The following is a 9,462-nucleotide window of genomic DNA, read 5'->3' on the forward strand; positions in this document are numbered from 1 at the left end:
TTTCGCGGGCTGGTTGCGATCCGTCGCGGCCCAGAATTCGGTGACGAGCCCAAGGATTCGGTCGCGGTCGATCAACAGCGGTGAGACGTGCCCGGTCCCCGCGACTTCGTCGACGCGGCAGTCCGGGATGGCGGCACACGTGCGGCGGGCTTCGTCGGGACGCCAGCCCGTCACGTCGTCGCGCACAGACATCACGAGCGTGGGGACCTTGACGTTGCCGAGCAGATGCTCGATGCCCGTGCGCTGCAGCATCATCGAGCGCATCGCGTGCAGCATGCCGTCGCGGTCCGCGTCACGGAACGACGCCATCACCGTCGCCGCCTGATCGGGTTGCGCGGCAATGGCATCCTTGCCGACCAGCGAGTCGAACAGCAGCTTGACGACGAAGCCTGTCGGCCCGATGAACCGATACATATTGACGAGCGGCCAGGCCTTGGTGAGCTTCTCCCCCACTGTGAAGCCTTGGATCGGTGTGCCGATGGTTGCCAGTGTCCGCAACCGCGTTCCGGTTGCAAGGCGAATGCCGACGTGGCCACCCCAGGCGTTGCCAACCCAGTCGACAGGCTCGGTGAGGCCCAGCTGGTCAAGCGCCTGTTCCGCGGAGACCACTAACTCTTCAAAGGTGAAATCGCGCGGCACCGACTCGCTCTTGCCGTGCGACGGCCCGTCGATCGCATACACCGTATGCTGCGCGGCCAACTCGTCGATCAGCGGTCCCCAGGAACTGGAGTCGACGAACAGGCTGTGCCACAACACCACCGGCGGACCAGTGCCGGTGCGCCGTACGTGCAGCCGGCCGAGATCGGTGCTGACGAAAGTCGGACGCGGAGCGATCACGGCGACCTCCCATTTACTTCGGAACCCGAAACTTCGGTAGCCGTAGTATCCTCGGACGCCATGGCGACGTCAAGAGCTCTGCCACCCGACCGGCTGGCCATCGGGCAGCTGCTGGTCAGGCTGTTGCGCGAGTTCCGGGACGACCTCGCCGCTCCGCGCGCGGACGCCGGATACGGAGACGTACGGGAGCCGCACTTCCAGATCTTCGGCAACATCCGGATGGGTGGCATCAGGCTCACCGAGCTGGCGGACCGCGCGCAGCTGAGCCTGGCCGCCACATCGGAGCTGGTCAATGATCTCGCCGACATGGGCTACCTGACCCGTCGGCCCGATCCGGCCGACGGTCGGGCGAAGCTCATCGACTTGACCAAACGCGGCCGCGCCCTGATGGCCGACGCCGGTACCCGCGTTGCAGATATCGAGCGCCGATGGGCGAAGCTGGTTGGAACGCGGAACTTCACCCAGATGTGCCACACCATGCAGCGGCTTCTCGACGAGCTCGACCCCGTGCAGGCCCGAAGCTAGCCGCCAAGTCGCGCCGGGCTACTGATGGACGTGGCGACGTCCGAACATGCCGGCCCACGGGCGATGCCGCGGCTCCGGTTCCGGTTCCGGTTCCGCCGGCTGGATCTCCGTCACATCCTCCGACGGCGTCGGCTCGGTGGTGGTCGTCGTGACCGGACGCTGCGCATACCTGATGTCACGAGCGCTGCGAACCGACAACCGTCCCAGCGCGACCGCGCCCAGGAAGATGATCAGTGCGCCCAGGCCGTAGAAATACGTCAACTCCAGCCAGACGCGCTTGGTTTCGGTCGCCGCCACCGGAGCGCCGGCATCGCCGATGCCCAACGGTCCGGCCAGTGCCCGTCCGACGACGAACCATGCGCCGGCAAACACCGTCAACCAGCCGCCGAACATCGCGGTCGCGCGATTGCGCGAACCAAGCAGCAGCAGGCCGCCCACCACGGCGGCGGCGCCGGGCAGCACCTCGAGCCAGCCCCGGGCGGTGGTCCACGTCCATTCCTGATCCGGGGTGAATGCAAAGTCGAAATACGGTCCTACGAACGGAATGAGCGCACCCCAAACGCCCAACAGAATCAGTAGAAATCCACTTGCCGCACCACGGCTGCGGGGCATCTGCAACCTGCCACCGTGGGTGCCTACGCGCGTGTCACTCATTGATGCCTCCTCGGTCATCGAAGGAGTACCCGCACGTGTGGCGGCATAACCTCGACTGCCGCTGTGATTAGGCTGGCGGCGTGCGGCTGAACAGCGACGACGTGCGGGAAGTTCTGGCCGATGCGTGGCAGCGCTGGGCGCGTCGGTGCGGGGGGCTCAGCGGGGAGCAGTGGTCGACGCCAACGCGCTGCGCGGGTTGGGATGTGCGCGCGCTGGTGGCCCACCTGTGTCCAGATCCGGCGATGTTCGACATGCTCAACGGTGCGATCATCGACGGACCCGCGGAGGTCACCGACGCGGCGGACATGTTGCGGCGCTTCAACGAACCCGATGGCATCGGTGCTCGCGGGCCGTGCGGCACCGGATGACGCCGTGCCGGCGATCCGCTGAGCATTACACACCGACACTTTCCACCTGCACCACCGGCGGGATCGCGAGCATCGCCAGGCCGGTGAGCGCGATCCACGCGACGGTGGCATAAGCGGCGTAGACGCCGAACCACAGGTGGAGTAGTGCGGGAACCCCGAGCACCGCCAGCAACGCCGTCCACTTTGGCAGCACGCCCGTTCGCCACACGATGTAGCCAGTCGCGAAGAACAATGCCGCCGAACAGATCTGGCTGTAGTGGTACAGCCACACGGCCAGGGCGAGGAAGTAATCCTCGCTGCCGGTCGTCGACGGATGGTCAACGCCGTGTGCCACCGCGGGTACCGCCACTTCGGCGGCAAGGCCTGCCGCAGTCAGCGCCAGGAACACGATGCCGCCGCCGAGCGCGACGTACACGGCCCCGGTGGGTCCCGCGGCCGCGCGCAGCATCGACACCAGCACCCCGAGAAAGACCAACCCGAAGAGCACGTGCAGCAACGGCAGCGCGCCGTTCGCAGCGATGAAGGCGGATGCCTTCTCGAGGTATGTCTCGGCGCTCCCGACGAGCCGCTCGGGGGATCCGACCAGATATGCCGGGATGATGACGGCCGCCGAGGCGATGCCGAACAGCCCGCCGAGTCGTATTGTCCCGCTTCCCATCCGAGTCCTCCTAGCCGAAAAGGCCGACCTGCCCCAGACCGCTGACCCCGGCCGGTGGGGTCACGCCGAGATGGGTCCAGGCTTGCGCCGTGGCGACGCGTCCACGCGGCGTGCGGGCGATCATCCCAGCACGAACCAGGAAGGGCTCGCACACCTCCTCTACCGTGGTGGCTTCCTCCCCCACCGCGACCGCGAGCGTGGATACCCCTACCGGGCCGCCGCCGAAGCTGCGGGTCAGCGCGGACAGCACGGCGCGGTCCAGTCGGTCCAGGCCGAGCTCGTCGACGTCGTAGACCTCCAGTGCAGATTTCGCAATATCACAGGTGATCACGCCGTCGGCGCGGACTTCCGCATAGTCGCGAACCCGGCGCAGCAGCCGGTTGGCGATGCGCGGCGTTCCCCGGGAGCGGCGGGCGATCTCGGTGCCGGCGTCGGCGCCCACCTCGATGCCGAGAATTCCGGCGGAGCGCACCAGCACCCGCTCCAACTCGGCGGGCTCGTAGAAGTCCATGTGCGCGGTAAAGCCGAACCGATCGCGCAGCGGGCCGGTCAGCGCGCCCGACCGAGTGGTGGCGGCCACCAACGTGAACGGCGCGACCTCGAGCGGGATCGACGTCGCCCCAGGCCCTTTGCCGACGATCACGTCGACGCGGAAGTCCTCCATCGCCAAATAGAGCATCTCCTCGGCGGGCCGCGCGATGCGGTGGATCTCATCGATGAACAACACGTCGTGCTCGACGAGGTTGGACAACATCGCGGCCAGATCACCTGCGCGTTCCAGCGCCGGGCCCGACGTCACCCGCAGCGACGAGCCCAGTTCGGCGGCGATGATCATCGCCAGCGATGTCTTGCCCAGCCCCGGCGGACCGGACAGCAGGATGTGATCCGGTGTGCCGCCGCGGTTCTTGGCGCCCTCGATGACCAGTTGCAGCTGTTCGCGCACCCGCGGCTGGCCGATGAACTCGCTGAGCGAGCGTGGCCGCAGGCTGGCGTCGATGTCGCCCTCGCCGACCGTCAGCGCCGGTGAGACGTCCCGCTCGTCGGCCTCGTCGCCGGTGAAGTCGTCGAACCGGCTCATTTGTTACCCAGCATGGACAGTGCGGAGCGCAACGCATTGGACGTGTTGGTCTCCGGATCGTTGGCCAGCACCTTCGCGGTGGTCTCCTCGGCCTGCTTGACGGCAAAGCCAAGTCCGACAAGGGCTTCCACGACGGGCCCGCGCACGGCGTGGCCGTTGGCGGCCGGCAGGCCGACGGCCGGCCCCACCGGGCCGACCTTGTCGCGGAGTTCCAGCACCATCCGCTCGGCGCTGCGCTTGCCGATGCCGGGCACCCGGGTCAGCGCGGTGACGTCGCCGTCGGCGAGCGCCTGGCGCAGCGCGGGCGCGTCGTGCACCGCCAGCGTGGCCAGCGCGATCTTCGGCCCCACTCCGGAGACGGACAGCAGGGTGGAAAAAAGGTCGCGGGCATCGGAATCGGCGAATCCGTACAGCGTCATCGAGTCCTCGCGCACGATCATCGCGGTTACCAGTCGGGCCTCTACGCCGCGGCGCAACGTGGAGAGCGTCGACGGCGTCGCGTTGACGCGGTATCCGACGCCGCACGCCTCGATCACAACGTGGTCAAGTGCCACGTCAAGGACTTCCCCGCGAATCGATGCGATCATCGTGCCGCCTTGAGTCGTGCCCGGTACTTCTTCTGCTGTTCGGCGGCCAGCGCTTCGGCGGCGGCCATCCGTGCGATCATCGGCGCGCGCCAGCAGTGGCAGATCGCCAGCGCCAACGCGTCTGCGGCGTCGGCCGGTGTCGGTTTGGTCTGCAGCGCAAGGATTTTCGTCACCATCGCGGTGACCTGTGCCTTGTCGGCGCCCCCGTTGCCGGTGACCGCGGCCTTGACCTCGCTCGGCGTGTGGAAGTGGACGTCGATGCCGCGCTTCGCCGCCGCCAGCGCGATCACCCCGCCGGCCTGCGCGGTGCCCATCACCGTCGACACGTTGTGCTGGGAAAACACCCGCTCGATCGCGACGACGTCGGGGCGGTGGGTGTCCATCCAGAGTTCGACGGCGTCGCTGATGGTCAGCAGCCGCTGCTGCAGGGGCGCATCGGACGGCGTGCGCACCACGTCGACGTCGAGCGCGATGACCTGGCGGCCTTGTCCACCCTCGATGACGGACAGGCCGCAGCGCGTCAACCCGGGATCGACTCCCATCACCCGCACGGCAGCCCCTTCGTAGAACAGCTGTTCGACACAATAACGCGCTGCGCCGACGGGATCCGGCAGGGACACGCGGCACTGACCGGTGTTTGGCTCAGGCCTCGCCGTCGAGTTCGGCGGCCACCTCGTCGGGGATGTCCATGTTGGTGTAGACGTCCTGCACGTCGTCGCTGTCCTCGAGGGCGTCGATCAGCTTGAGCACCTTGCGGGCGCCATCCAGGTCGACGGGCACCGTGACCGACGGCTGGAAGCTGGCCTCGGCCGATTCGTAGTCGATGCCGGCGTCCTGCAGCGCGGTGCGCACGGCGACCAGATCGCCGGGCTCGCAGACGACCTCGAAGCTCTCGTCGAGGTCGTCGACGTCCTCGGCGCCCGCGTCCAGCACGGCGGTCAGCACGTCGTCCTCGGTCAGCCCGTTCTTCTCCAGGGTGACAACGCCCTTACGGGAGAACAGGTAGGCCACCGACCCCGGGTCGGCCATGCTGCCGCCGTTGCGGGTCATCGCGACGCGCACCTCACCGGCGGCGCGGTTGCGGTTGTCGGTCAGGCATTCGATCAGCACCGCGACACCATTGGGCCCGTAGCCCTCGTAGGTGATGGTCTGCCAGTCGGCGCCGCCGGCTTCCTCACCGGCGCCACGCTTGCGGGCCCGCTCGATGTTGTCGTTGGGCACCGAGTTCTTCTTGGCCTTCTGAATGGCGTCATACAGCGTCGGGTTGCCGGCCGGGTCGCCACCGCCCACTCGCGCCGCGACCTCGATGTTCTTGATCAACCGGGCGAACATCTTGCCGCGGCGTGCGTCGACGACGGCCTTCTTGTGCTTGGTGGTGGCCCACTTGGAATGGCCGCTCATGCAGGTACTGCTCGCTTCCTTAGTCGTGCAAAGTAGTCGTGCAAAGCCCGGTCAACGAGTCTACGTGGACCTCTTCTTGGCGATTTCGGCGTGAAAACCTGCGGTGAGCGCTAGAAATCACGCCGAAATCGCTACAGCATGTCGACGAACAGCCGGTGGATGCGGCGGTCGCCGGTCATCTCGGGGTGAAACGCCGTCGCCAGCATCCGGCCCTGGCGCACCGCGACGATGTGACCGGCGGCGCGGCCGAGCACCTGCACGTCGGGACCCACCCGCTCCACCCACGGCGCCCGGATGAACACCGCGTGCACCGGCCGGTCCAGGCCCTCAATCGGGATGTCGCCCTCGAAGGAATCGACCTGCCGGCCAAAGGCATTGCGGCGCACGGTCATATCGATGGCCTTCAACGGAGTAGCTTCTCGACCCGCGGCGCCGGCATCGAGGATCTCGCTGGCCAGCAGGATCATTCCGGCGCACGACCCATAGGCGGGCATCCCCTCGGCCAACCGCGACCGCAGCGGCTCGAGCAGTTCGAACTCCCGCAGCAGGTGCGTCATCGTCGTCGACTCACCGCCCGGGATGACCAGCGCGTCGACGGCGTCGAGCTCGCTGCGGCGGCGAACGGTGGATGGTTCGGCTCCGGCTTCACGCAACGCCGCCAGGTGCTCTCGGGTGTCGCCCTGCAGGGCCAGCACGCCGACGCGCGGGGCGGTCACTCTGGCGCCGGCGCGAAGTCGCGCTTGTAGCGGGTCAGCCCTTCCTGCATCACGGCGGCCACCATCTCGCCGGACCGGGTGAAGATCTTGCCCTGGGTCAGCGCCCGGCCGCCGGACGCCGACGGTGAGGACTGGTCATACAGCAGCCATTCGTCGGCCCGGAATGGCCGCATGAACCACATCGCGTGGTCCAGCGACGCGATCTGCAGGTGTCGGCGCTCCTTTTGGTGATGGACCTGCGCCGAACCCAGCAGGGTCAGATCGCTCATGTAGGCCAGCGCGCAGATGTGCAGCACCGGATCGTCGGGCAACGGGTCACGGTGCCGGAACCACACCTGCTGCTGGGAGGCCTTACCGGGAAGGCGTGCCAGCTTCTCCTGCGGCACAATCCGGATCTCCCACTCTTCGAACTGTTTGAATCCGGCGTCGTCGAACGCCTTGATCTCGGTCAGGCCCGGCAGGTCTTCCGGTGGTGGCGCCGACGGCATGACGTCCTGATGATGGATGCCGCTCTGGTCGGTCTGAAACGACGCCGACATGGAAAAGATGGTTTCGCCGTGCTGGATTGCGTTGACGCGCCGGGTCGCGAATGACCCGCCGTCGCGGAGACGTTCAACAATAAATACGGTGGGCGCCTTTGCATCTCCGGGGCGCAGGAAGTACCCGTGCAGCGAGTGCACCTGGTATTTGGCATCCACCGTGCGTACCGCCGACACCAGCGATTGGCCGGCGACATGGCCACCGAAGGTGCGCTGCCAGTTGCCCGATTCGGGACTGAAGACGCTGCCGCGGTAAATGTTGATCTCGAGCTGCTCGAGATCAAGGATCTCCTCGATCGCCATGCGGCTTGTTTACCAGCCGCGTTCGGCAAGCCGATGCGGGGCGGCGATGTCCTCCACGTTGATGCCCACCATGGCCTCCCCCAGCCCGCGCGACACCTTGGCCAGCACGTCGGGGTCGTCGTAGAAGGTGGTGGCCTTGACGATCGCGGCGGCGCGCTGCGCGGGATCGCCGGACTTGAAGATGCCCGAGCCGACGAACACGCCCTCGGCGCCGAGCTGCATCATCATGGCGGCGTCGGCCGGGGTGGCGAGGCCACCGGCGGTGAACATCGTCACCGGCAGCTTGCCCGCCCGCGCGACTTCGGCGACCAAGTCGTAGGGCGCCTGCAATTCCTTTGCGGCGACGTACAGCTCGTCATCCGACAGCGATGTCAGCCGACGGATCTCGCCGCCGATGGCCCGCATGTGCGTGGTCGCATTGGACACGTCGCCGGTTCCGGCCTCGCCCTTGGAGCGGATCATCGCCGCGCCCTCGGTGATCCGGCGCAGCGCCTCACCGAGGTTTGTCGCGCCGCAGACGAACGGCACGGTGAACTTCCACTTGTCGATGTGGTGGGTGTAGTCGGCCGGGGTGAGCACCTCGGATTCGTCGATGTAGTCGACACCGAGGCTCTGCAGGATCTGCGCCTCCACGAAGTGGCCGATGCGGGCCTTGGCCATCACCGGAATGGTGACCGCGGAGATGATGCTCTCGATCATGTCCGGGTCGCTCATTCGCGACACCCCGCCCTGCGCGCGGATGTCGGCGGGGACGCGTTCCAGCGCCATCACCGCGACGGCGCCGGATCCCTCGGCGATGCGGGCCTGCTCGGGGGTGACGACGTCCATGATGACGCCGCCCTTGAGCATCTCGGCCATGCCGCGCTTGACCCGGGCGGTGCCCGTCTGACCGCCTGCCCCGTTCGGTCCGGCTGCGGTATCCACTGTTATCTCCTCCGAATGCCTACTGATCCAGTCTAGAGGTGGCGCCAAATCGAATAAATCCACTGCGCACGCGAGGAGCAAAAACGAATCCAGTTTCAGCGGATCGATTGCGACTGCCGTTGCGGTCTCCCACCCTGCGCATCGGCCAGCGCGTTGGCTTCGTCGAGCAGCTCGCCGAGCTGCAACGGGTACACGGTTTCCCCCTCGGCGACCAGCTCGCCGATCATTGTCGCATCGCACCAGCGGTGGCCATGGATGTAGCGTCGCTCCAGCGCGCTCCGCCCCGACGTGGCCGGCTCGAACCGGCGGGTGCGGTGCACGAAGAACATCTCTTCGCTGCGGATGACCGACCCGTTGAAGTCGATGACGGCGTCGCGTCGCCACACCGGTCCGAACATGTCGGCCGGGTCGACGTGCAGCCCGGTCTCCTCGGCGAGCTCGCGCACGGCGGCCTGGGTCAGCGTCTCTCCCGGCTGGGCCGCACCGCCGACGGTGAACCACCATCGCGGCGCTGGGCCGTCGGGGCCGTCCGGCGATGCCGGGTCGGACCCGCAGAACAGCAACACCGCTCCGCCCTCGTCGAGCAACACCACCCGCGCCGATGTGCGCCGGCTGACCAAACCGACATCCCGGTGCGACGCTTCGGCCCGCTCGGCGATCTCGAAATAGGTTGGCAGCGCGGCGGTTCCGCCCAGCCGCAGCCATCGCACCGCTGGCCGCTCGCGCAACGCCAGCGTGTCGCGGACAGCGTCGTTGTGGAAGCGGCGCGCGATCAGCACCCGGGCTTCGGCGTCGGCGAGTTCGGCCACCTGTTGCGGCGCCAGCCGGGCGATATCGACGGCAGACAGGATGGCCGCCAACTGGTTCTCCAC

The 9,462-nt window shown here is 67.6% G+C and carries 13 protein-coding genes; 2 read left to right on the forward strand and 11 right to left on the reverse strand.

From position 1 onward, the window contains the following. The coding region (locus tag ACRDU5_RS20150; protein ID WP_526616616.1) for an alpha/beta fold hydrolase at nucleotides 1-837 on the reverse strand (837 nt) is incomplete at its 3' end. Between the two features lie 60 nt (nucleotides 838-897). Here ACRDU5_RS20150 and ACRDU5_RS20155 point away from each other — a divergent pair. Further along, nucleotides 898-1,362, forward strand: coding sequence for a MarR family winged helix-turn-helix transcriptional regulator (locus tag ACRDU5_RS20155; protein ID WP_526616617.1), 465 nt, complete (start codon nucleotides 898-900; stop codon nucleotides 1,360-1,362). Nucleotides 1,363-1,380: 18 nt separating this feature from the next. Here the strand turns inward: ACRDU5_RS20155 and ACRDU5_RS20160 are convergent, their stop codons facing one another. Then, nucleotides 1,381-2,016, reverse strand: coding sequence for a hypothetical protein (locus ACRDU5_RS20160; RefSeq protein ID WP_526616619.1), 636 nt, complete (start codon nucleotides 2,014-2,016; stop codon nucleotides 1,381-1,383). Between the two features lie 80 nt (nucleotides 2,017-2,096). Here ACRDU5_RS20160 and ACRDU5_RS20165 point away from each other — a divergent pair, with 80 nt between their 5' ends. Continuing rightward, nucleotides 2,097-2,384 (forward strand): maleylpyruvate isomerase N-terminal domain-containing protein, encoded by a 288-nt coding sequence (locus tag ACRDU5_RS20165; protein ID WP_526616621.1) that lies wholly within the window; start codon nucleotides 2,097-2,099, stop codon nucleotides 2,382-2,384. Nucleotides 2,385-2,409: 25 nt separating this feature from the next. On the opposite strand, the gene ACRDU5_RS20170 is transcribed toward ACRDU5_RS20165, so the two are convergent. From ACRDU5_RS20170 to ACRDU5_RS20210, 9 genes are all read right to left on the reverse strand, one after another. Then, nucleotides 2,410-3,042 (reverse strand): hypothetical protein, encoded by a 633-nt coding sequence (locus tag ACRDU5_RS20170; RefSeq protein WP_526616622.1) that lies wholly within the window; start codon nucleotides 3,040-3,042, stop codon nucleotides 2,410-2,412. Nucleotides 3,043-3,052: 10 nt separating this feature from the next. Then, nucleotides 3,053-4,120 (reverse strand): Holliday junction branch migration DNA helicase RuvB, encoded by a 1,068-nt coding sequence (gene ruvB, locus ACRDU5_RS20175; protein WP_526616623.1) that lies wholly within the window; start codon nucleotides 4,118-4,120, stop codon nucleotides 3,053-3,055. Further along, nucleotides 4,117-4,707, reverse strand: a complete 591-nt coding sequence (gene ruvA / locus ACRDU5_RS20180; RefSeq protein ID WP_526616624.1) for a Holliday junction branch migration protein RuvA — start codon at nucleotides 4,705-4,707, stop codon at nucleotides 4,117-4,119. Before ruvA ends, ruvB begins: the two co-directional genes overlap by 4 nt. After that, nucleotides 4,704-5,258, reverse strand: a complete 555-nt coding sequence (gene ruvC, locus ACRDU5_RS20185; RefSeq protein ID WP_526616626.1) for a crossover junction endodeoxyribonuclease RuvC — start codon at nucleotides 5,256-5,258, stop codon at nucleotides 4,704-4,706. Before ruvC ends, ruvA begins: the two co-directional genes overlap by 4 nt. A 91-nt stretch (nucleotides 5,259-5,349) precedes the next feature. Beyond that, nucleotides 5,350-6,108 (reverse strand): YebC/PmpR family DNA-binding transcriptional regulator, encoded by a 759-nt coding sequence (locus tag ACRDU5_RS20190; protein ID WP_526616627.1) that lies wholly within the window; start codon nucleotides 6,106-6,108, stop codon nucleotides 5,350-5,352. Nucleotides 6,109-6,239: 131 nt separating this feature from the next. Next, nucleotides 6,240-6,824 carry a pyridoxal 5'-phosphate synthase glutaminase subunit PdxT gene (pdxT, locus tag ACRDU5_RS20195; protein ID WP_526616628.1) on the reverse strand — a complete coding sequence of 195 codons (585 nt, stop codon included), beginning with the start codon at nucleotides 6,822-6,824 and terminating at the stop codon, nucleotides 6,240-6,242. Continuing rightward, nucleotides 6,821-7,666, reverse strand: a complete 846-nt coding sequence (gene tesB, locus ACRDU5_RS20200) for an acyl-CoA thioesterase II (protein ID WP_526616630.1) — start codon at nucleotides 7,664-7,666, stop codon at nucleotides 6,821-6,823. Before tesB ends, pdxT begins: the two co-directional genes overlap by 4 nt. Before the next feature lie 9 nt (nucleotides 7,667-7,675). After that, the gene (gene pdxS, locus ACRDU5_RS20205; protein ID WP_526616631.1) at nucleotides 7,676-8,590 is read right to left on the reverse strand and encodes a pyridoxal 5'-phosphate synthase lyase subunit PdxS; all 915 of its coding nucleotides are present in this window, start codon (nucleotides 8,588-8,590) and stop codon (nucleotides 7,676-7,678) included. A gap of 95 nt (nucleotides 8,591-8,685) precedes the next feature. After that, a partial coding sequence (locus ACRDU5_RS20210; RefSeq protein WP_526616632.1) for an NUDIX hydrolase occupies nucleotides 8,686-9,462 on the reverse strand: 777 nt, incomplete at its 5' end.

Source organism: Mycobacterium sp., from assembly GCF_050701515.1.
Taxonomy (GTDB): domain Bacteria; phylum Actinomycetota; class Actinomycetes; order Mycobacteriales; family Mycobacteriaceae; genus Mycobacterium.

Excerpts from the sequence above, each read along its gene's own strand:
- ACRDU5_RS20155 (WP_526616617.1), top strand. The coding sequence starts at position 898 with ATGGCGACGTCAAGAGCTCTGCCACCCGACCGGCTGGCCATCGGGCAG.
- ACRDU5_RS20160 (WP_526616619.1), bottom strand. The coding sequence starts at position 2,016 with ATGAGTGACACGCGCGTAGGCACCCACGGTGGCAGGTTGCAGATGCCC.
- ACRDU5_RS20170 (WP_526616622.1), bottom strand. The coding sequence starts at position 3,042 with ATGGGAAGCGGGACAATACGACTCGGCGGGCTGTTCGGCATCGCCTCG.
- ruvB (WP_526616623.1), bottom strand. The coding sequence starts at position 4,120 with ATGAGCCGGTTCGACGACTTCACCGGCGACGAGGCCGACGAGCGGGAC.
- ruvA (WP_526616624.1), bottom strand. The coding sequence starts at position 4,707 with ATGATCGCATCGATTCGCGGGGAAGTCCTTGACGTGGCACTTGACCAC.
- ACRDU5_RS20190 (WP_526616627.1), bottom strand. The coding sequence starts at position 6,108 with ATGAGCGGCCATTCCAAGTGGGCCACCACCAAGCACAAGAAGGCCGTC.
- tesB (WP_526616630.1), bottom strand. The coding sequence starts at position 7,666 with ATGGCGATCGAGGAGATCCTTGATCTCGAGCAGCTCGAGATCAACATT.